General features: G+C 41.9%; 20 protein-coding genes. 18 read left to right on the forward strand and 2 right to left on the reverse strand.

All coding sequences use genetic code 11. The features are described from left to right. The first annotated feature begins 335 nt into the window (after positions 1-335). Complete coding sequence (locus JMW94_RS11195; RefSeq protein ID WP_201604461.1) at positions 336-1,310, forward strand: hypothetical protein; 975 nt, start codon at positions 336-338, stop codon at positions 1,308-1,310. Positions 1,311-1,440: 130 nt separating this feature from the next. On the opposite strand, the gene JMW94_RS11200 is transcribed toward JMW94_RS11195, so the two are convergent. Next, a complete protein-coding gene (locus tag JMW94_RS11200) occupies positions 1,441-1,830 on the reverse strand; it encodes a hypothetical protein (protein ID WP_055123882.1) in 390 nt (129 codons plus the stop codon). A gap of 861 nt (positions 1,831-2,691) precedes the next feature. On the opposite strand from JMW94_RS11200, the gene ccoN reads away from it, so the two are divergent. From ccoN to JMW94_RS11230, 6 genes are all read left to right on the forward strand, one after another. Further along, entirely contained in the window at positions 2,692-4,173 is a 1,482-nt protein-coding gene (ccoN, locus tag JMW94_RS11205) for a cytochrome-c oxidase, cbb3-type subunit I (RefSeq protein WP_201560066.1), read from the forward strand. 9 nt (positions 4,174-4,182) lie between these two features. Beyond that, a complete protein-coding gene (gene ccoO / locus JMW94_RS11210) occupies positions 4,183-4,821 on the forward strand; it encodes a cytochrome-c oxidase, cbb3-type subunit II (RefSeq protein WP_045445396.1) in 639 nt (212 codons plus the stop codon). Continuing rightward, on the forward strand, positions 4,821-5,003 hold the full coding sequence (locus JMW94_RS11215; RefSeq protein WP_201604462.1) for a cbb3-type cytochrome oxidase subunit 3: 183 nt from the start codon (positions 4,821-4,823) through the stop codon (positions 5,001-5,003). Before ccoO ends, JMW94_RS11215 begins: the two co-directional genes overlap by 1 nt. Next, on the forward strand, positions 5,000-6,136 hold the full coding sequence (gene ccoP / locus JMW94_RS11220) for a cytochrome-c oxidase, cbb3-type subunit III (RefSeq protein ID WP_087813720.1): 1,137 nt from the start codon (positions 5,000-5,002) through the stop codon (positions 6,134-6,136). Before JMW94_RS11215 ends, ccoP begins: the two co-directional genes overlap by 4 nt. A 479-nt stretch (positions 6,137-6,615) precedes the next feature. Beyond that, positions 6,616-8,025 (forward strand): cytochrome c oxidase accessory protein CcoG, encoded by a 1,410-nt coding sequence (ccoG, locus tag JMW94_RS11225; protein WP_201604463.1) that lies wholly within the window; start codon positions 6,616-6,618, stop codon positions 8,023-8,025. Positions 8,026-8,360: 335 nt separating this feature from the next. Continuing rightward, a complete protein-coding gene (locus JMW94_RS11230; RefSeq protein ID WP_087813718.1) occupies positions 8,361-8,942 on the forward strand; it encodes a FixH family protein in 582 nt (193 codons plus the stop codon). Between the two features lie 154 nt (positions 8,943-9,096). On the opposite strand, the gene ttcA is transcribed toward JMW94_RS11230, so the two are convergent. Next, positions 9,097-10,254, reverse strand: coding sequence for a tRNA 2-thiocytidine(32) synthetase TtcA (ttcA, locus tag JMW94_RS11235; protein ID WP_201604464.1), 1,158 nt, complete (start codon positions 10,252-10,254; stop codon positions 9,097-9,099). A gap of 430 nt (positions 10,255-10,684) precedes the next feature. On the opposite strand from ttcA, the gene queC reads away from it, so the two are divergent. The 11 genes from queC (at position 10,685) to JMW94_RS11290 (ending at position 23,042) form a co-directional block, all read left to right on the forward strand. Further along, positions 10,685-11,401, forward strand: coding sequence for a 7-cyano-7-deazaguanine synthase QueC (queC, locus tag JMW94_RS11240; RefSeq protein WP_201604482.1), 717 nt, complete (start codon positions 10,685-10,687; stop codon positions 11,399-11,401). Positions 11,402-11,637: 236 nt separating this feature from the next. Next, positions 11,638-11,967, forward strand: coding sequence for a hypothetical protein (locus JMW94_RS11245; RefSeq protein WP_045445384.1), 330 nt, complete (start codon positions 11,638-11,640; stop codon positions 11,965-11,967). A 190-nt stretch (positions 11,968-12,157) separates the two neighbouring features. Further along, positions 12,158-12,655: a peroxiredoxin gene (locus JMW94_RS11250; protein ID WP_201604465.1), complete on the forward strand. Its 498-nt coding sequence runs from the start codon at positions 12,158-12,160 to the stop codon at positions 12,653-12,655. 177 nt (positions 12,656-12,832) lie between these two features. Next, positions 12,833-14,329 carry a dihydrolipoyl dehydrogenase gene (locus JMW94_RS11255; RefSeq protein WP_201604466.1) on the forward strand — a complete coding sequence of 499 codons (1,497 nt, stop codon included), beginning with the start codon at positions 12,833-12,835 and terminating at the stop codon, positions 14,327-14,329. 116 nt (positions 14,330-14,445) lie between these two features. Further along, a complete protein-coding gene (locus JMW94_RS11260; RefSeq protein WP_227685491.1) occupies positions 14,446-15,633 on the forward strand; it encodes a mechanosensitive ion channel family protein in 1,188 nt (395 codons plus the stop codon). Positions 15,634-15,861: 228 nt separating this feature from the next. Continuing rightward, positions 15,862-18,165, forward strand: coding sequence for a bifunctional 23S rRNA (guanine(2069)-N(7))-methyltransferase RlmK/23S rRNA (guanine(2445)-N(2))-methyltransferase RlmL (rlmKL, locus tag JMW94_RS11265; RefSeq protein ID WP_201604468.1), 2,304 nt, complete (start codon positions 15,862-15,864; stop codon positions 18,163-18,165). A gap of 275 nt (positions 18,166-18,440) precedes the next feature. Beyond that, entirely contained in the window at positions 18,441-19,016 is a 576-nt protein-coding gene (locus JMW94_RS11270; RefSeq protein ID WP_201604469.1) for a TerD family protein, read from the forward strand. A gap of 274 nt (positions 19,017-19,290) precedes the next feature. Then, the gene (locus tag JMW94_RS11275) at positions 19,291-20,355 is read left to right on the forward strand and encodes a DUF475 domain-containing protein (RefSeq protein ID WP_045445375.1); all 1,065 of its coding nucleotides are present in this window, start codon (positions 19,291-19,293) and stop codon (positions 20,353-20,355) included. Positions 20,356-20,824: 469 nt separating this feature from the next. After that, positions 20,825-21,400 carry a TerD family protein gene (locus JMW94_RS11280; protein WP_045445372.1) on the forward strand — a complete coding sequence of 192 codons (576 nt, stop codon included), beginning with the start codon at positions 20,825-20,827 and terminating at the stop codon, positions 21,398-21,400. A gap of 171 nt (positions 21,401-21,571) precedes the next feature. Then, positions 21,572-22,324, forward strand: coding sequence for a TIGR00266 family protein (locus JMW94_RS11285; protein WP_045451333.1), 753 nt, complete (start codon positions 21,572-21,574; stop codon positions 22,322-22,324). A gap of 109 nt (positions 22,325-22,433) precedes the next feature. After that, positions 22,434-23,042, forward strand: a complete 609-nt coding sequence (locus tag JMW94_RS11290) for a TerD family protein (protein ID WP_087813709.1) — start codon at positions 22,434-22,436, stop codon at positions 23,040-23,042. Positions 23,043-23,145: the final 103 nt, after the last annotated feature.

A 23,145-nucleotide genomic window follows, 5' to 3' on the forward strand; every position in this document is an offset into this window, starting at 1 on the left:
GTTTCAGACGAGCCAAAGACAGCCGTCAAAAGGGAGCTAGTTTGACACAATTTGGCTGATATGTGCCAGTCATTAGCAAAAACTGGGCGTATTTTTTAATAAAAAACTGGCTTTTGTTACTATTTTTTATGAGGGGCTTGCTATTACTTGCGTCAATACCTATATATTGTATGCTAAGGACAATTGTCATTAACCATTCATTGTGGTTTGTTGACCCTTTACTGATGACAACGTTGCCAACTATCATAAATCTATCGTGTTAAATAGAGCCTTATGATAGCCAGCAATAGCCGTTTCAGGTCCAAACCTCACGCTGACTAATTTTGAGTATCTTCATGACCATTAATTATCAATATAAAAACGTCCAATCTCCCACCAAAATCACCATGACTGATGAACAATCTGCAGGTCACGCCGATCATTGGAGTATTCTGACCGATGACATGAGTCATGACGTGCCAGAATGGCTACAAAAAATGATCGAAAAGGCGGCCATGCCTAAAGGTCTCAATAGCAATGTCAGCGCTCAAGACAGCTGCCTATTGCTGTCTGAAAACCAGCCTTGTCATATCAATCAAGTATTGGCCATGAAAAATGGCAAGCCTGAATGCTTTATCAATGCTTATCCTTGTGTCGATAGCCCGTATGGACTCAATTGTAAGATTGAGCGCATCATTGCCAATGACAATTCACACGATGCTGTATTACGCTTGCGTACCGCTGATGGCAGTATTATTTACGCCTTTGACCAGCTCTACACCACCAATCGCCATTTATATCAGCGAGACACATCTTACTTTGTGAACTTTAGCGCTTGGGCACATGAGATTAAGCTAAGTGAGCAAAACGAAGTCATCATGATTGAAGATCAAGAAGCGATCCGCTACCACCGTGCATTTAACGACATCGTTGCCGCTAATGATGGAAAAATACCCGATGATCTGCAAGAGCAAATCAAAGAATGGAAACCAGAGACCAAAGCACAAATGGCGCCAGTTGAGATCAACTTAGGTCACATGTGTGCCTATCTATTTGGTGATACTTTGGGACAAGAAGATGAAGCATGGTGCCAAGGTCAGGTGCTCGGCAAGCAAGAAACAACATTTAATGATAAATCCATTATCCTGTTTGATGTCGTGATACTACGCGAACAAGATGCCGATCCTTTCGTGATTCGTATCGGTGCGCTCAACACGCCAGAGACGGCTTCTATTAAAGTGCATGACTACGTACAAGCGAACGTCTGGCTACAAGCTGCCATCTATAAAGAAAACCAGCAAAGTGCAGCGCAGCAATCAAAAGCCAGTTAACTACTTTACGAGTCATCCGCTACTTTTAAGAATGACCATTAAATGTATCATCAAATAAAAAGCCCCTAATAAGCATTAGGGGCTTTTTGTCTTCTTACAATCGTCAGGATAAAACCCTGAAAATATAAAATTAAGCCATGGTCGTCATTGATTTGATACGAGTATATAGCTCTTTTTGTTCAGCACTTGGGCGTGCCGTTTGTACTGCCATCAGTTGTGACATATCGCCTTCAACGCGAATTTTACCACCCATAAATGCACCCATAATTTCATTGGTATCGAAATCAGTGATGATTGATTGCAAGATACTGCGGTCAAGCAACAATGTGGTTGTCGCTGCATCGTTCAAGCCGCGATGCAATAAACCGTTTGCAAAGTTTGCTTCAATGTCTTGCTCAGTGTCAGATACTTTTAGATTGACGATCATATTCGCCAGTGCTGGCGGCAAATTTAGCTCGCCTGCCTCATTACCCATTTGCTCAACTTGCTCAAACCACTCATCTGTCAAAAAAACTGCCATATTATTGTCCTTAATTGGTGTTATTTCAGGCTACCGTTGTTTGGCTCACTCGCCTGACTGGATATCAAGTGATAAAATAGTTGCTCATAATAGCAGTACAAAAACTGCTATCATCACTTATATTTAGCCTCATTATAAGGGTCGACTTGATGATAAGTAAAACTTATTTAGAGTGCTTATGCGGCCATTGTTACAAAAATGCTGCTGGTCATGATATCTAAGCGTAGTAATTACTGTCCCTCTATCACCAAAATGTATTTCTAGAATCGTGATAAAATTGGGTATAAAATAGACAGATTGCACAGCTATAATAAGTTGCTTGCTAAGATTTTTACCAAAGAGTTTGTATTTTGCCGCATAGTTCTGATGATATTTGATTAGGATTGCGTTACAATACCCTTAAACAGAGTCGGGAGTTTTAACTAAACATTACGCAAACATGTTTTTTTGTCAGCCGCCGCTAGCATACGTCTATGGTCAGTACATTTTTATGGCCCTATGGATATTGGTATCTATCTTCATTAGTACAGCATTTTTGGTAATAATTAAGATAAATACTTCACCTCTTTAGATGTTTGATGCTCAAAAACGGCGCATCTTCTTATTCACCTTAATGATTTATTAACAATCCTACTATCGACCAGCTGTGAGTGTCGTGCGTTTAAAACGCCTTTATGCCTCAATACCAGCTGATACAAAGCGAAAGCTTAGATTGATAGTTAATAATATTATGGTGATAAGCGAGACAAAAAACAGCATGTGCCGCGATTCTATTTTTATCTGACTATTACTTTTATGATGCAGATAGCGCGGAGAGTTAGTTAATTCTGTTGATAATTCGGGCTGTAAAGGAATCATCCAATGAGTTTACAAAACACAGCAGTCGCCCCAGTTGACCGTGAGTACGAAATTACTATCGTAAGATTCTTTACGATAATGGCCGTGGTATGGGGCATCGTCGGCATGAGTATTGGTGTGTTCATTGCTTCACAGTTAGCATGGCCATCACTTAACTTTGACATTCCATGGCTGACATTTAGTCGTTTAAGACCGCTACATACCAATGCGGTCATTTTTGCGTTCGGTGGCTCTGCCCTGTTCGCAACGTCTTACTATATTGTTCAGCGTACCTGTAAGACAAGGTTATTTGCGCCTTATTTAGCTTGGTTTACCTTTTGGGGTTGGCAAGCCGTTATCGTATCAGCGGTTATTACCCTACCTTTAGGTTTAACATCGACCAAGGAATACGCTGAGCTTGAGTGGCCAATCGATATTTTAATTGCCTTGGTATGGATCTCTTATGCCATTGTTTTCTTCGGTACGCTCATCAAACGTAAAACCTCACATATTTATGTGGCTAACTGGTTCTTTGCAGCCTTTATTATTACGATTGCATTACTGCATATCGTAAACAGCATGGCGATTCCTGTTAGCGCATTTAAGTCTTACTCGTTATTTGGCGGTGCGACTGATGCGATGGTGCAGTGGTGGTACGGACATAACGCGGTAGGTTTTTATCTAACGGCAGCTTTCTTAGGAATGATGTATTACTTCGTTCCAGTACAGATTGGTCGTCCTATTTATTCTTACCGTTTGTCTATCGTTCACTTTTGGGCACTTATTGCGTCATATATGTGGGCTGGTGGTCACCATTTGCATTATTCAGCGCTTCCAGATTGGACGCAGTCTCTAGCAATGGTATTCTCAATCATCCTGTTTGCGCCATCTTGGGGTGGTATGATTAACGGTGTGCTAACACTATCAGGTAGTTGGGATAAGTTACGTACCGATCCGATCATTCGCTTTATGATTGTGGCATTGTCGTTCTATGCGATGTCGACGTTCGAAGGCCCAATGATGTCAATTAAGACAGTGAATGCGTTATCGCATAACACGGATTGGACAGTCGGTCACGTACACTCAGGTGCACTTGGTTGGGTAGGTATGATTACCATTGGTTCGCTATATGTACTGTTACCACGTATCTATAACAAACCTAAGATGTATTCTATCAGCTTAATCACCACGCATTTTTGGTTGGCGACAGCGGGTACTATTTTCTATATCGTATCTATGTGGATTTCAGGTATTGGCCAAGGCATGATGTGGTTGGCTACTAATCCAGACGGTACATTGGTATATAGCTTCGTTGATACAGTTGAGTTTTCACATTTCCCATATATTGGTCGTGCTTTTGGTGGCTTCTTGTATGTATCGGGTATGTTTGTGATGGCATATAACGTTTATAAAACACTTAAAATGCCAGAAGGTAAGCCTGTCGATATCGCAGATCCTACTGATCATGAACCTAGTGTTGATAAACCTTCAGCAGCTAACGTATAAGGAGCGATCATGTCTGGTACACCGCATGAAATTATTGAAAAAAATACAGGCTTGTTGGTTATCGGTATCGTTATTGCTATTAGCTTTGCAACGCTAGTTGAAATCGTACCATTGATATATGACAACAAGGGTCCTGAAGAAGGTGGGGTGAATGCTCCCCTGCCCTCTATGGAGCCATGGACTGCACTAGAATTTGAGGGTCGTGACATCTATATTCGTGAAGGTTGTCACGTATGTCATACTCAGATGATTCGTCCACTACGTGCTGAAGTTGAACGTTATGGACCTTACTCACGTGCTGCTGAGTCTACGTGGGATCACCCGTTCTTATGGGGTTCAAAACGTACTGGACCTGATCTAGCACGTGTTGGCGGTCGTTATTCTGAAGACTGGCAAAAGCAGCATTTAATTGCGCCACGTTCACTAGTACCTGAATCAGTAATGCCTGGTTTCCCTTGGCTTGCTACCAACGAAGTGAATGGTGAAAACGTTCAAACTAAAATGCGTCTATTCCGTGATCGCTTTGGTGTACCTTACACTGAAGAAGATATCGAAGGAGCACCAGATGCTGTACTTGGTGCCACTGAACTTGATGCTTTGGTTGCTTATCTACAGCAACTGGGCACCGCGATGGAAGGACAGCGCTAATGGGTATTGGTGAATTACAAACAATTGCGACCGTTTCTGCCTTTGTTGCCTTCGTAGGTGTTGCATGGTGGGCGTATTCGCCAAAAAACAAAAAACGCTTCGAAGAAGATGCACAACTTGCGCTTGATGACGAGGATATAAAATCTCTGTCTGAAAAGCAGCGCAATAAGGATAAACGATGACATTTTTTTGGAGTTCTTGGATTACCATACTAAGTATCATGTGTTGGGCTGCTATCCTCGGTGTCTTACTAATGGTATTGAAGTACAAGCCAGAACTAGAAGATGACGGTACAACAGGCCACGCTTATGATGGTATCAAAGAGTACGACAAGCCATTACCTAAATGGTGGCTCGTAATATTTTTTGGCTCTATCGCTTGGGGTGTTGCCTATTGGGTATTTTTCCCAGGTATTTTCCCATCAAAATGGGAAGGTATTGCCACTGTAGAAGTCGATGGCGAAACGGTACCGTGGACCTCTAAGAACGAGCTATATAGCGAGCTTGAGAGTAATAACAAAGTATTTACGGATAACTTTGAGAAAAATATTTTAGCAAAAGCGGATGCTAGTGGTGCGACAGAGACCTTAGCGGCACTTGCTGAGTTACAAGCAACGATGCGCCGCAGCGAAACACCACCAGCAGATCTGCAAGCTCAAATTGATGAGAAAACTGCAGAACTATCACCTTATGTAGAAAAGCTTTCAGAAAATCCGAATGCTTTAAAGGTTGGTAGTCGGTTGTTCTTACAGAACTGTGCGGTCTGTCATGGCTCTAACGCCAAAGGTGCGGTAGGCTATCCAAATCTAACTGACAATGACTGGTTATATGGCGGAGAAGCGTCAAACATTTTGACCACGCTACATAAAGGTCGAGTTGGTGGTATGGCTGCATGGCGTGATCAAATCGGTGAAGATGGGGTACGTGCGGTATCTGAATACGTGCTATCAATATCTGGCAACCAACCTGGTTACGAGCTTGATAAAGCTCAAGTCGCTCAAGGTGAGGCAATCTTTAATGAGCCGACTAACTGTGTACTTTGTCATGGTGCAGATGCCAAAGGTATGACTTCTACTGGCGCGCCAAACTTGACAGATAACATTTGGTTATATGGTGGTGATCGTGAGACCATCCGCGAAACCTTACGTTATGGTCGTGCTGGTGTGATGCCTGAGTGGGAAACCAAACTGGGTAATGAGCGTATTATGCTGCTTGCAGCTTATGTTTACTCATTATCAGATAAAACCCCTCAACCTGCTGCTAAAGCACCAACCGCTACTCAAGTAGCAACCACTGTAGAAACGACGGCTAACTAATATTTAAAGATGGTTGTCATAGCATCAGTGGATAAGATTTGACAAAGGGAGAACTGTTATTGCAGTTCTCCTTTTTTTATAAATTCTTTGATGAGAGTTTATAAACTGCTGCCGCATTATCAAAATTTGAGTGGTAAATGAAATACGGTTTAATACTGCATATAGCACGATCAATATATCGATCATTATGCTGATATATTGATTGGTTTTTAAGATTATTACCCCATTTATAATAGGGAGAATGCTAAAATGATAATACCTAAAAACCACTTATTAGTGGCGAATTTAGAAGATAGTCATCCATTCTCATTAAGCTATTTGCAATCGATCATTTGGTAGATGGGTTAAAATATTTTTCTGTTCAATATTTTATCCGCTACTTACTGACATTGATAACATCACACACTCATACATCTGATGATTAAAGATGTTTGTTCATCATGCCAGCAAACTGATTCTTTTTTAAAAGAGGCACGTTTATGTCAGCACCACAACCCAATAAAATCCCTGTACAGCAAATTGACCTTGATGCGACCAAGCATCGAGTTCACCCTAGGTTTGTCACCGGTTTTTATCAAAACATTCGTGTCGTCACGATGTATGCGCTTTTAGCCGCTTTTCTGCTGTTGCCATGGTTACGTTATAATGGTAGGCAAGCAATATGGCTTGATGTTCCGTCGCAGCATTACTATATTTTTGGCATGACTTTTTTGACCCAAGATTTTTACTTCATTGCCGCCTTTGCGATTATTGCCGCATTCACTTTATTCATGGTGACTGTGTATGCGGGGCGTGTTTGGTGTGGCTATGCCTGCCCTCAGACGATTTGGACACATCTTTATCAATATGTTGAAAAATGGGTGATTGGCGATCGCAACAAGCGTATCAAGTTTGACAAAGAACCGATGAGCGCAAAAAAAGCCTTTAAACGTTCTTTGGTATATTTTATTTGGTTGGTATTTTCAGTGATTACCGCGGCAACCTTTGTCAGTTATGTCGCTGGAACAGATTATTTATATCAAAGCTGGCAAACCATTGGTTTTATTCCTATTCCTGATTGGCCAACATGGGTATGGGTGTCGATGTTTATTTTCACCTTTGCTACCTACGTCAATGCAGGTTATATGCGTGAGCAGATGTGTATCCAAATCTGCCCATACGGTCGTTTTCAAAGTGTCATGTTTGATAAAGATACCTTGGTCGTATCTTATGATTATGAGCGCGGTGAGCCTCGCGGGGCACGCAAAAAAGGCACGCATCCTGAACATTTAGGTGACTGTATTGAATGCACCATGTGCGTGCAGGTATGTCCGACTGGCATTGATATTCGAGATGGCTTGCAAGTCGCTTGTATACAGTGCGCGGCTTGTATTGACGCTTGTAATGAAATTATGGATAAAGTCGGGTATCCACGTGGACTCATTCGTTATACGACAGAACGACAGTTGTCAGAAAAAGAAAATACCCGCGTCATCAGTCCACGTCTATTTGCTTATTTAGCCGTTATTACTATTTTATGTGGTGGCGTTATTTATGCATTGACGGACCGTGTACCGTTAGAGATTGATATTCGCCGTGACCGTAATCAGTTGTCTTCAGTGAATAATCAAGGCATGATTGAAAACAGCTATATCGTCAAGCTGACTAATAAGACACAAGAGCCGCATACCTATACGATAACCCTTGCTCCACAAGAAGGTTTGAGCTTGGAGCTGCGATTCAATGATGTACCATTAGAAGCAGGTGAAAGCTTTGATATGCCTGTGAGTATTTATGGCGATCCTAAGGTCATCGATTTTGAACAAACATCAGTGACCCTAAATGTGACCAGTGAAGATGGTCAGTATAAAGTCAGTAAACAAAACGTATTTACTACTCAAGGGCAGTAGGTTTTTATAAGCGATTGATAGCTTAGCGAGGGCGCGTCCTCATTTTAAAAGTGATAATAGAGATACGATAAATGGCAGCCAAACTAGGAAAATAGTGCAGATAATATCGGCATATTAACCAGCTGTTTGGCAAAATTTAACCATTTTTAATCCATTTAGGTGCTTTCATTCAGACTGAGGATGCGCCCTAGTATATAATTCTATATTTCACCTGTGAGTCAGTGGCTAGCAGGTGGACGATTTATCATTAAACTGGCAGCTGTTTCGCTGTCAGCTTATCCATTGATACAGTTTATAGATATCTGATAAACAGATATCTGATTAATAGGTATTTTATGTCTACTCCAGCATCAAATTTTAAGCATCAAGATACTCAGCCATGGTATAAGAATTACATGGTGGTTATTTTTGTTATTGGCATGCCAGCATTTGTCGTAGTGGCCTGTATCTTTTTTGTTTATTACTCTTATCAAATTCGGGATAGCGTGGTACGTGACGACTGGTATATGGATGGTAAGACGCTTTATCATGATGTGTCACGTGACAAGCTGACTTATGACTTAGATTTACACGGCGAAATGCAGTTTGCAGATAATGGTGATGTCGTATTCTATCTAAATTATCCTGAACAGAGTCTGCAATCAGGTAAACTGCTGAATGGCAATCCTCTGGCTTATCCTGAAAAACTAGATCTGTCTATCTCACATGCAACCGACATCAAAAAAGATCACGATGTCGTACTTCAACATGTCGAGGGCAATAAATACAGTGCGCAGGTAGATATAGATCCTCTAAAAGCAAAATATTATCTACAAGTAAGTAGTGATGGTAAAGATGACTGGCGTATGCAAGATGTGGCGAAATTACCACGTTCAAAAGTTAGCTTTGACCCATTACCTGTTTTTGCAGAAAGTTGATTTTATAGAAACTACTTTTATAGACATTGTTAATATTCAATTTATTAACACATAAAAAAAACCAGCCATTTATCAATAATGAGCTGGTTTTTTACACTAACGGTTTATGCTATTTTTTATAAATGTCATTTAACAATATCGAATAAGCAAATCGTTAAATAACAGGATTTATTGTTGGAATCTTCTGATTCGTATGCTTGTTTTCTGCTGAATTATCAGACTCTATCGAAAGCAGCTTATGATCAAACTTCGGATTGAACGCTTGGGTTTTTGGCGATACAGGTAAGCCAATTTCAGCCAAGCTCTCGGTCTGGCCAGCTTGGATGTTATCTCCTTCAAACAAACGTTCATTATCATCACGATCAAGACTTAACTGCTCAAAATCAAACAATTCACGGTCTGCTAGTTGCGACGGTGCGACGTTTTGCATGGCTTTAAAAATAGAGGCCAAACGCTGCGGATGAGCATCATCCCATTCCCGCAACATATCGTTGATAATGGCTCTTTGTAAGTTGGTTTGGCTGCCACATAAGTTGCATGGAATAATTGGAAATTCTTTTAAGCGAGCATATTCAATGATGTCTTTTTCTTCGACATAAGCCAATGGACGAATAAGTAGGTTTTGCTTGTCATCACTGAGCAATTTCGGTGGCATCGATTTAAGAGTGCCGCCATGAAATAAATTCAAAAAGAAAGTCGCCAACATATCATCGCGATGATGACCCAGCGCAATTTTGGTTGCGCCAATCTGCTTAGCAAAACCGTATAACGAGCCGCGGCGCAGACGTGAACATGCCGAGCAATAAGTTTTGCCTTCTGGCACCACGCTCTTAACGATACTATAAGTGTCTTTTTCTAAGATATAGTGAGCAATGCCCTGCTCGTTCAAATACGCTGGCAAAATGTCCTCAGGGTAACCGGGTTGCTTTTGATCGAGATTGACCGCGACGATATCAAAGTTAATCGGGGCGATACGCTTGAGTAATAGTAAAATATCCAGCAAGGTATAGCTGTCTTTACCACCTGAAACACAGACCATGACTACATCGCCGTCTTCGATCATATTAAAATCACGAATCGCCCATGATACTTGTCTACGCAGCTTCTTTTGTAATTTACGGAACTCTGCTGATTCAGTAGACGTTGACGGTGCAGCGGCGATACTGTCTTCATTTGTATGATAGTCAGCAACATCCTCATATTCCATACTATCACCATCAGTGTCCCAAGCATGATTATCCAAACCTGTATCAGCTGACATATCATCGATTTCAGGCGTAATTTGTGGCGTAAACAAGGTTGCTGCGGTCATAAGTTACTCAATATCTTTACAAGGGAATTTTGCTAAAAAATAGAAGAATAAAGCCTTTAGCAAGAAAGTAATAGCACAGTGGCTCTAAAAGCAGCGATTATAACAAAATTTGCTAACAGATTGAAAAGATGAGAGTAAACTATCAGATTAAATATTCAGTCTTTTTTATGGCTTAGCTTAAGGCATGCTGAACATTCGACCATAGCACTGCTAATAGCTCCACACTTTTATAAACAAATTTCTCTTTTGAGCTGATTAAGGTTTCATATCGTATTTATAATGGCTTCGTGGTTCTGTAATGAGCGTATTTTTGCTAAAATAGGCGTTTTTCACAAACCCATTTCGCAAACCAATAATAGATACCACTATGACTAATGTTACTTCGCAAAGCGCCTCTAATAATCAAGCCTTCGATACTGACTTAAATGCTCTGCATAAAAGCCAAAATGCCGTTGTGCTACTGTCAGGCGGGCTTGATTCGGTGACTTGTTTGTATTGGGCCAAGGCACGTTATGCGTCGGTGACTGCGGTCAGTTTTAATTATGGTCAGCGCCACAATAGTGAACTGGTCGCGGCAAAATCCATCGCTGAGACTGCAGGGGTCAATCACAGAATCATTGATATTGATATCGCTCAGCTTGGTGGCTCTTCGCTGACAGATCACAGTATGATTGTTCCTGATGGCGATACGGATAAATTCCCTAATAAAAAGCGTGATGAGATTGATAACGACGCTATTCCCAACACTTATGTGCCTGCGCGTAATACGATATTTTTGTCTTATGCGCTAGCCGTTGCTGAAGTGACCGATGCCAATCATATCGTCATTGGCGTCAGCTCAGTCGATTACTCAGGCTACCCCGACTGTCGTCCAGAGTATATTGCCGCCTTCGAGCATATGGCCAATCTTGCCACCAAAGCGGGCGTTACCGGTCATCACTTATCCATTCAAACGCCATTACAGCAACTGTCAAAAGCAAAAACCATTGAGCTTGGATTGTCATTGGGCGTCGATTATGGGCAAACCATATCTTGCTACCAAGCCGATGCACAAGGTCTTGCTTGCGGTGTATGTGACAGCTGTGCCCTACGCCGTCAAGGCTTTGCTCAGGCAGGCATCACTGACCCAACTCATTATCAATCCTAACAAATCATAGAATTGCACTTGCATGAAAGCGTGATAGCAATCAACATTAGCGAAACATTCGCTTGCATTAACACAGCACGCCGCCGTTGTATTTTAACTCACATACTTGTTATGGTATGAGCGATTGCATTTATCACAAGATATAAGTAACCACATTAGTCAACGAACTATGAGTACTTTTGCTTTACTTTGAGTACAAAATTTAGAAAATTGATGTTACCCGTAAGAGGATATTTATGAAGTTGTTGCCATTATTACCCCTAGCTTTAGCTGCCATTTTTGTGATGCCACAAGCAAACGCTGCCGATATTAAGCAAAATAACATCAATACCTGCGTTAATGGTGCGGTCAAGTATAAAGTCGCTGACAAAGGCGATGCGACCAAACTATGCAATTGCACTATTGGCGTGCGTAGCAACATGACCATCGGTCAGATGTGGGAAATTGAGAGCTATGCCCAAGACAAAAAAGATCCGTCTGGACTGCCTTATGTCAAAAAAATGCAAAAAGATTTGCAGCAATGCACTGTTGGCTTAGATTTAAAACAGCCACAAAAACCAGCGTAATACACATCTCGTTTGATATACAAAAGACTGGCTATTGCCAGTCTTTTTTGTTGTCAATACAGGCGCAAAGTGTAAAACTGATGATGAATTGCTACTAATCTGCTTATAATAAGAACACAGCATAGATTACCAATCGACATAAGCACGAATATAAGTACTGACATAAACAAAAATGAATAAGGATTTTACAATGGCAAAACCAACCACAGAAAACCTAACCTTACCTGACTTTCCAGTGACGATAGTACGAAAGCTTGCCGGCAACTTTATCCATGATGAAATCAATCTCAAAGAGATGATTGCCAATACTGATAAAGGGCTTATTCTGTACTTTTATCCAAAAGACAGTACGCCAGGCTGCACCACTCAAGCAACCGAATTTACTGCTCATCTCCATGAGTTTGATGATTTAGGCTATGACATTATCGGCGTCTCACGTGATAGTGTTGAATCTCACGAGAAATTCATCACCAAATATGATTTAAACATTGCCCTTATCAGCGATACTGATGAAAAACTATGCCAATACTTTGACGTTATTAAAGAAAAAAATATGTACGGCAAAATAACGTTAGGGCTGGTCCGTTCAGCCTTTGTCTTTGATAAAGATGGCACGCTGACCCATGCTCAGCGAAATTTACGTGCCAAAGGCTACACTGAACGTTTGCTTGAAACTTTAGCACCTTAACCAATAAAACCAAGAGTCATAAAAAAGCATTTTAAAATAGACGCTAATAATCATTACAATAAACGCTGGATATCAGAGGCTAAAAGTAGTTTTTTAATAATTTTTTAGAGCAATCTCTTAAAAAACTTATCTAAAAAACAGCCCTGAATACTAAACATCTTATAACTTGAGAATCATATGAATAAACAATCCGATACTGCAGCGGATAACACAGCATCCAAAGCTACTCGCCAAGTATCTGTTGCCGTTATCGGTGCAGGTACTGCTGGGCAAAATGCTTTTCGTCAAGCCAGTAAAACCCATGATGATGTTGTTATTATTAACGACGGATTCTGGACGACCACCTGTATTGCGGTCGGCTGTATGCCAAGCAAACTATTGATTGCCGCCGCTGATCGTGCGTATGAAGCCAATCACTCTGCTGAATTTGGCGTCCATGCCACCGTCCAGATAGATGGCAAGCAAGTCATGCAGCGCGTTCGGGACGAGCGTGCTCATTTTGCTAGCTACATCAAAGCTCAAGTAGATAGCTGGCCTGATCACAAAAAAATCTCAGGACGCGCTCATATCAATAACCAAGGATTCATTGAAATCAATGATGCGCTGATTGCCGCTGACAAAATCATTATCGCCACGGGCAGCTCTCCATTTATTCCAGATGGCTGGGCAGATAAGCTTGGTGACACCATGCTCACCTCTGATACGATCTTTGAGCTCACAAATTTACCAAAAATAATGGCCGTCGTCGGTACAGGTGCTATCGGATTAGAGCTAGCGCAAGCCTTTAAACGCTTAGGTGTAGAAGTAACTTTGTTTAATCGTGTCAAACGTGTTGCAGGTCTCAAAGACGATGATATCAATAACAAAGCTATCGATTGCTTAAGCCGCGAATTGACCATGCATTTGGGCAGCAAAATCAACGATGTCGGCGTGCAAACAGCCACAGATAATGACCATTCAGCCGCGTTCATTGATTATGAAGACAGTGCTGGAGAGTCGCGACAATGGCAAGGTGAGTATGTACTGGTTGCGACTGGTCGCCGCAATAATATCAAGCAGCTGGGAGTTGAACACTTAGGCGTTGAACTTGACGACAAAGACCGTCCAAAGCACTTGAATAAAAAAACAGGTCAGATTGGTGATTTAGATGTCTATATCGTTGGTGATGCCAACGCCAATCTCCCACTATTGCATGTGGCCAGTGATGAAGGCTATAGCGCTGGAAGTATGGTCTGCGAGAATGAAGACGCCGCTCATATTCGCCCGCCCGCCACGCCCTTCTCGATTGTGTTTTGCTCACCGCAAATCGTTAACGTCGGCATGTCTCTACCAGACATTCAGCAGGATACAAGCTTAGAATATGTTATCGGTAGCGTCAGCTTCGACAATCAAGGCCGTAGTCGCGTAATGGGTGTCAACTGTGGTCTACTACATATCTATGGCTGTAAAAAAACTGATAGAATCTTAGGCGCTAGTATGGTGGGTCCTGATGCCGAGTATATTGGACATATTTTAGCGGCAGCGATTACCAATGATTTAAGTGTTAAGGCCATGCTCGATACGCCTTTTTATCATCCTACGATATTAGAAGGCTTACGTACCGCGTTACGCGATGTTCAACACAAAATGGCAATACCTTATCAGTACCAAGACACACAGGAAGATAGCTTTTAAGCATCAGCTCAGCTACACTTTCAAAACAAGGATGTGTCGTATTAATCATCACTCATGTTGTGTTTGGTAGCACTGACGACTTGAGATACTTTAAAAAACTCTGCATGGACCAAAAAATGGCAATCGCTAGTATTACTGATTTTTTTAAAGAGATTGTTCGTGACCTACATACTAGCCTCTACCTTGCGCTTGGCGGCTCTGTCGATGAAGAGTCACTTGATTGGTCGTCTCAAGCGGTAGAGCTCGCTAGTACTACCATCAAAATCCTAATACTGCTGGCAGTGTTGGGATTTTTTTATTGGCTTGCCATTTATATCCTTAAGCAAAGTAGGACAAAAATCCGCCTGAATGAGCGCCGTACTAAGATTGTTCGTTCAGTCTTGCGTTATATCTGGATAGTTGCCAGCCTGATTGCCATTATGAGCCAGATTTACTTTGAGCCAGAGACTATCAAAGCCACTGCAAAAGCCAGTACATGGGCGGGTATTTATTATGTACTTTGGGCGTCATCTGGACAGATTATCCATAGGGTGTTACAGCATTATGGTCTCAATGCTTCTATAGAGCAGCTGCTTCAAAATATCTTGTCAGTGCTGCTATTGGTACTCGGACTTGCCAGCGTCATGGCGCAATTTGGTTTCGATATCGTCTCATTGGTCGCGGGTTTAGGGATTGTGGGCTTGGCAGTCGGTTTTGCTGCCCAGTCAACACTTGCTAATTTCATTGCAGGTATTACCATTTTACTCGAACAATCTTTTCAGGTTGGTGACTGGATTCATATCAATGACAATGAGGGGCGCGTCGTCCTTATCGCGTTACGTACCACCCATATTTTGACTCGAGACAACATCACCGTCATTATTCCCAACTCTAACGTTGCCTCCTCTGAGGTGACCAATTTAACCTCCAAGAACTTCATACGTTTCGATATTCGTGTGCGTATCGCCTTTGAAGATGATGTCGATACTGCTCGCAAGGAAATTTTGCAGGTGCTTACTGATACCGATGTAGTACTCAGCCGTCCTGAAACCTCGGCCACCGTGGATGAAATTGGTGAGTATGGAGTGTTCTTTATCGTGCGTTTTTGGGTCAAGCCTGCTGCTGTCGCGCGCATGCCCAAAATTAAAGAAGGTCTAAAAGAAGATATCAAGCGTGCCTTTGATGCCGCTAATATTTCTACTCCTTACCCTCATATGCGTCTGCTTATGCCAAAGGATGTGGATTATCCTATTGCCACTAAACCTTTTGCAACTACAACGCAGGTCGTGTCAGAAACGCCACCACTGAGCAAAGCGGATAAATAAGCTCATTATATTATTTATCCCTTGGACAATTTATCCCACAATTTTTAGGCTCAAGGTTTTCATCTTTAGTATGATAAGCATGATTTTGTGAAAGGTAGCGTTGCTGAATCTCTCTTTGATAAACACCACCACTTTAAACCATCCTGCCCTGAATTATGGTAAAATTGGCGGTTAAACATCTTATTTTATGATGTGCATTACTTATCAATTTAGCCCACAGGTATCCGTATGACCGAAACAACCGCGCCCGCACCTCTAACAGCAGCTTCACCAGAATTGTCGCTTGACCTTATTATCACCTGTGCCGATGGGCTTGAGGCACCACTCCAAACTGAGCTGACAAGTTTTGGTATTGCAAGTGAAATCAAAAGTACAGGCCGTCTGGCAGTTACTGGTACTTTGCGTGACTTATATAGTATTTGTTTGTGGTCACGTGTCGCCTCGCGGGTATTAATGCTCATTAAACGCAAAAACATCAATGCCGAATACGATGTGGCTGAGCAACTTTATGGCTTGGCAAAATCGGTCAATTGGATTGAGCAGTTTAGTTTAGAGCAAACCTTTGCCATTCGTCTGTCGGTCGACAAGCGTGTCGCCGTCAGTCAACAGTTTGCGATGCTACGTATCAAAGATGCGATTGCAGATACGTTCAATGAAGTTTATGACAGCCGTCCTAACGTCGATAGTAAAAACCCAGACTTTTCGATATTTGCAACCGTGAATGATAAGCAAGCTGAGCTGTATTTAGATTTATCAGGCACCAGTTTGCATCGCCGTGGTTATCGTGTGGCGATGACTGAAGCGCCACTCAAAGAAAACTTGGCAGCTGCTCTACTGTATAGCGCAGGCTGGCACAAGAAAAACGAAGCAGGCAATGCACCTTTTTATAATGCGCTAATTGATCCAATGTGTGGGTCTGGCACCTTTATTATTGAAGCACTACTCATGCATTGCGATTATGCTGTGGGTATCGATAAAGCCGCCAATCAATTTGGTTTTTACCAATGGCAGCATCATGACGATGCCTTATGGCAACAGATGATCGATGATGCCCAGACACGTTTCCGCGAAGCATTAGCAATTGCTAATGAGCAACCAGATACATTACCGCTGATTTTGGGGTTTGATGCTGATAGCGTCGCGATTTTAGCAACAGAGAAAAACTTGATTGCCGCAGGTTTGCAAGATTTACTACCACTACTTGATCTTGAGACGCGTGCGCTTGACCAGCTGAGCACTATTCTGAAGCCACTAGTCGATGACGGTCGATTGAGCAATCCTCTAATCATCACCAACCCACCTTATGGTGAGCGTTTGGGTGACGAAGAGATGATTAAGCCCTTATATCAGGCGATTGGACTTATTTTGCAAGACAGCTTTGCTGGTAGCGGCATTGATCCGATGCTTGGCATATTGGCATCTAATGTTGAGCAAGTTGATATCTTACCTATCAAAGAACCAAAAACCTTACGCTGTCATAATGGTGCTATCACCGTTTATTTCCGCTATGGCACGTTGATTGCGGGACAAACGGGCAATCTCGTTAGTCGCTTCGAAAAACGTGAAATTGAAGTGGAAGAGGGACAAGACTTTATCAACCGCTTGCAAAAAAACCTGTCCAAGCTGAAGAAGTTGGCTAAAAAAGACAAGGTTAGTAATTTGCGCGTTTACAATGCTGACTTGCCCGACTTCAAAGTCGCCGTCGATTTATATGGCGACTATGTGCACGTGCAAGAATATGCGCCACCAAAAACCATTCCACCTGAGACGGCTAAAAAACGCTTCAACTTGGCATTAATGGGTATTCGTGAAGTTTTTGGTATTAACCGTGAACAAATATTCATCAAGACTCGTGCACGCCAGTCTGGTAATGACCAATATAGCAAACAGAACACCACAGAAAAGCGTGGTAAATTTCATGTTGCACGTGAAGATGGTGCTTATTTTTACGTCAATTTTACAGACTATTTAGACACGGGTTTGTTCATTGATCACCGTAATATGCGTGCCCGTATCAAAGACAACAGTCGTAATAAATCCGTACTGAACTTATTTGCTTATACCTGTACGGCAAGTGTCCATGCGGCATTGGCTGGCGCGAAAAAAGTCACCAGCGTTGACTTGTCACAGAACTATCTAGACTGGGGTAAGCAAAACTTTGTATTAAATGGTCTGGACGTTAGCCGCAATAAATATCAATTCGTCGCAGCCGATATCTTTGAATGGATTAAAGACAATACTGAACAATTTGATGTCATCTTTATCGATCCACCGACTTTTTCAAATTCGAAAAAGTTCCAAGGTACCTTTGATGTGCAGCGCGACCACTCTGCCCTCATTAATCGTGCGATGAACCGCTTGACCTCTGACGGGATTTTGTATTTTTCAAATAACTTTACCCGCTTTGAGCTCGATGAGCAGTTAACTGAGCGTTATGAAATTATTGATATCACGCAAAAAACCATTGGTTTTGATTTTGATATTAAAAAGCCTATTCATCAAAGTTTTGAGATTCGTCATCGTCAGGGCTGATAATTTAGGTTTATGGATCGATATAAAGGTTGACCACCGCATTTAGACGCCAACTTTTATAGTCAGTCTGGTCGTACACATAACAATGACCCAATCAGCTTTGATTGGGTCATTTTTTGTTGCTATGATAGAGCGTCACTAAATACTAGCTAAGTAATAGCTAAGCAACCGTGAAGCGTATATTTACGAGCGCTTTAATCCCACTATTGCGATTGTTTTTATTTATATAACTTAACTATCAAACCCTTAATCACTCTAATAACAAGGATAACACCATGGCTTTATCACTTAATAAAGGCGGTAACTTATCGCTCACCAAGACTGACCCAAATTTAACGAAGTTACTTATCGGTCTTGGTTGGGATGAACGCGCAACTTCTGGTGCTGAGTTTGATCTTGATGCCAGTGTGTTTTTACTGAATACAGCAGGTAAAGTACGCGGCGACCATGACTTCATTTTCTATAACCAGCTTAAGTCTGATAATGGCGCGGTTGAGCATACTGGTGATAACCGCACTGGCGAAGGTGATGGCGATGATGAAGTCGTCAAAGTAAACCTGACTCAAGTACCTGCTGATGTGGATAAAATTGTCGTCACGGTGACTATTCATGATGCGGCGGCTCGTAGTCAAAACTTTGGTCAAGTTGCCAATGCCTTTATTCGTGTCGTGAATGAAGATACAGGCACTGAAGTGGTACGTTTTGATTTGGCAGAAGATTACTCTGTGGAAACAGCAATGGTATTTGGCGAAGTCTATCGTCACAACGGTGAGTGGAAATTCCGCGCCGTTGGTCAAGGCTATTCAGGCGGCTTGCAAGCCATGTGTCAACAGTATGGCGTTGTTATCTAATGTGATAACTTATTCATGCTTAGACTACTATATGACAATTAAACTCAAAATATAAAGCAAGTATTAGCCCTCTATTTGTACTCACCATTAACAATGATAATGGCTGTAAAATATGGTTGCAAAATAGTCACAATTATTCATAGCTAAATGACTAGTAATGCTTTATGTTTCGTTTAGAATTATGCAAAAAAAGTGGTTAGCGATAACCGCTTTTTTTGTGGTTTGCGCCTATAGTAGGCCGACCTTAGCTTTATGCAACCAGACAGGATGTGTCATGAGACATTTTTATTTAGACTTTATTTTCACAGCCATCGCCCTAGCGGTCGCGGCATGGTGGGGATATTCACATGGCGGTATGGGCGGTATGATAACCACCTTATCTATTACCGCTATTTTGGCCGTCATGGAGATTTCATTATCGTTTGATAATGCGGTGGTCAACGCCTCAGTCCTTAAAGGCTGGGACGAGTTTTGGAAAAAGATATTTTTAACGGTGGGTATTTTAATCGCCGTCTTTGGTATGCGTTTGGTATTCCCTATTGTCATCGTCGCGGTTACCGCTGATCTTGGTATGATGCAAGTAATCGATTTGGCATTGAACGATCCTAAAGAATACTCAGCCAGACTATTGGCGCATCATGCCGAAATCTCAGCATTTGGTGGTATTTTCTTATTGCTCGTCTTCTTAAACTTCATCTTTGATGAAAAAGAAGTGCACTGGTTCGATTGGCTTGAGAGTCGTCTGGCAAAATTAGGTAAAGTCGATGCCATGAGCGTGTTTGTCGCGCTTATCGTCTTGATGATTGCCGTATCATTTGCCAAGCCTGAGCAATCAGCTGCGGTCCTAATCGCTGGCGTATGGGGCATCTTAGTTTATCTTGGCGTACAAGTGGTTTCTGGTATGTTAGAGGGTGATCTTGAAGAAGAACTAGACGCTCAAGGTAATAGTACTGGTGCTGCAACTAGCGCGATTATGAAAGGTGGTATTATCGGTTTCTTATACTTAGAAGTCCTTGATGCCTCATTCAGTTTCGATGGCGTGATCGGCGCATTTGCGATTACTAATGACGTAATCGTTATTATGCTAGGTCTAGCTATTGGTGCGATGTTCGTACGTTCGATGACTATCTTCTTAGTCGATAAAGGCACCCTTGATGAATATGTCTATCTGGAGCACGGCGCGCATTATGCTATCGGTGCTTTAGCTATCATCATGCTGCTATCAGTGAAATTCCATGTACCAGAGCTTATCACTGGTCTGATTGGTATTACCTTTATTGGTTGGGCGTTTGTCGCTTCACTCAATTATCGTAAGCGAGAAGCCAAATCAATTACTTGATGCTCGTTCGATGTTAAAAAACCAAGCAAAAATTTTTAATATCAAACAGTATAAAGTGGATAGATAAAGTTAGTTTAAAAATAGACGGGTTGTACCAAAGCAGTTGGTATGACCCGTTTTTGCTCTAAAGCACTTATTTGACACCCGTTGAATAAGTGCTTTTTTATGTTGCACTGCCTGACGATCTAATTTACTTTTTGATAACAACACCTTAACGACTGTTGCTCGGACGGTTAAAAAGTATCAGACTTGCAGCATTGATATGTCCCTTAGTAATCATATCGTAATCACACAAAATACGCCTTGCTTAGTAAGCAATCGCTTAGTATAGTAAATCGTAATGATATGCAGGGCGTGGCATACGAGTAAATTTATTCATTGTTTGCATTTATATATCGACCACTGCACTATTTTAGTTTATTTTTTTTATCATTCAATCCACTCAATTATTAATCAAAAGGATATTTATATGGCTATTAGCTTAACAAAAGGCGGCAACGTAAACTTATCAAAAGAAGCGCCGGGTTTAACCAATATTACAGTCGGTCTTGGCTGGGATCCACGTGCTACTGACGGTCAAGAGTTTGACTTAGATGCAATTGGCTTTTTGGTCAATGAAGCAGGCAAAGTACGTAATGACCAAGATTTCATCTTTTTTAACAACTTAAAGTCAGACAATGGCGCGGTTGAGCATACAGGTGATAACCGTACTGGTGAAGGCGACGGCGATGATGAAAAAATCAAAATCAATCTTGCTAGCATTCCAGCTGACGTAAGCAAAGTCGCTATCTGTGCGATTATTTATGAAGGTCAAAGCCGCAATCAAAACTTTGGTCAAGTGGGTGACGCTTACATCCGTGTTGTTAATGACAATGGTGATGCTGAAATCGCACGTTATGACTTATCAGAAGACGGTAGTACCGAAACCGCAATGATTTTTGGTGAATTGTATCGCCATAGTGGTGACTGGAAATTCCGTGCCGTCGGTCAAGGCTTCAGCGGTGGTCTTGGACCATTAGCGGCTTCTTATGGCGTTAATGTTTAACAGCTAACTAACATCTAACGCTAATAATATAAGCCCGAAAAGCCATCAAGTGTGCCCTACTATCGCATTTGATGGCTTTAAAAGTAATAGGCTAGCGAAAATCTATGGTTAAGCCGACTTACAGACATGACTTACAAACATATAGAATACTGATATAAGGATTCGCACCCTATGACCGCCACGTTTAGCTTAATCGGTACCATTGAACCATTTCTCCATTGTAATCTCAAAAAAGGCGACTCCATCTATTGTGAAGCCAATGCAATGGTGATGATGGAATCAAACCTTGAGCTAAAAGGCAAGCTGCAAGGAGGTCTGATGCAATCACTTATGCGCCGTTTTGCCAACGACGAGTCACTATTTCAACAGCAAATCGAAGCAGTCAATGGTGAAGGCGATTGTTTACTTGCGCCAACGCTCGACGGTGATATGCAAATCATTGATTGCGGTGCGCAGCAATATACTTTAAGCGATGGCGCATTTGTCGCGGCGCAAACGGGTGTCGATGTGAAGGCTAAGATTCAACGTAATCTAGGTGGCGCCGTCTTTGGTGATACTGGCGGCTTTATGGTGATGCAGACGCAAGGTCAAGGTCAGGTAGTGGTATCAGGTTTCGGTTCACTATTTGAGATTGATGTTGAACCTGGTAAAGACGTCATCATTGATAACGGCCATGTGGTCTGTTGGGACTCGCGTTTGGAATACAAACTCTCAGTCGCCACCAGTAAGAAAAAAGGCTTCATGGGCAACATCATCAATTCAGTCACCAGTGGCGAAGGTATGGTTTTAAACTTCTCAGGCTCAGGAAAAGTCATTATCTGCTCTCGTAATCGTGATAGTTACCAAGGCTGGCTACAAAGCGTCTTAGGGACTAGCTCCGGCGGTCGCGGCGGCAGTAACAGTTTGCTTGGCAATATCTTATAGCTATTATTATGTTTTTAAAGCTGTATGTTACAACGACTCCTCGTCATTATAGACTTTATTTAACCCTCTACTCACAATTACTATAACACTGTAGTATAAGGAATATCACATGGCAGTTAGTTTACAAAAAGGTCAGAAAATCTCCCTAAGCAAAGAAGCGGGCGGCGAGCTTACCCAAGTAAAACTGGGTCTAGGCTGGGACGTTGCTCAAAACCCTCAAGATAAAAAAGGCGGGTTCTTGGGCAAGTTATTCGGTGGTGGTAGCGGCGGTGACTCGATTGACTTAGATGCCTCGTGCATCATGTTTGATACCAATAAACAAGCCATCGATGCGATTTGGTTCAGTCAGCTGAAATCAAAAGATGGCAGTATCGTCCATACTGGTGATAACCGCACTGGCGACGGCGATGGTGACGACGAAGTTATCAATGTCGATCTTTCAAGAATCCCTGCCAATGTCGTCTCTCTAGTATTTACGGTCAATAGTTTCACTGGTCAAACCTTTGAAACGGTAGAAAATGCATTTTGTCGTATCGTCAATGCCAATAACAATCAGGAAGTCGCGCGCTACAATTTATCAGCGCAAGGTGGGCATACCGCGATGATTATGGCAAAAGTATATCGTCATAATAATGAGTGGAAAATGCATGCAATTGGTGAAACGGCTTCTGGTCGTACTTTCCATGACTTGATGCCTGCCATCACGCCGCATGCGTAAAGGATTCAAAGCTTTAGTTGGATTAGCGTTCATCCGTTAAAATGAGCTCTTGAAGCAACGTTATTGAGAAAAAAAAGCCCATCTACGATTAGATGGGCTTTTT

Source organism: Psychrobacter immobilis (genome assembly GCF_904846185.1).
GTDB lineage: Bacteria > Pseudomonadota > Gammaproteobacteria > Pseudomonadales > Moraxellaceae > Psychrobacter > Psychrobacter immobilis_B.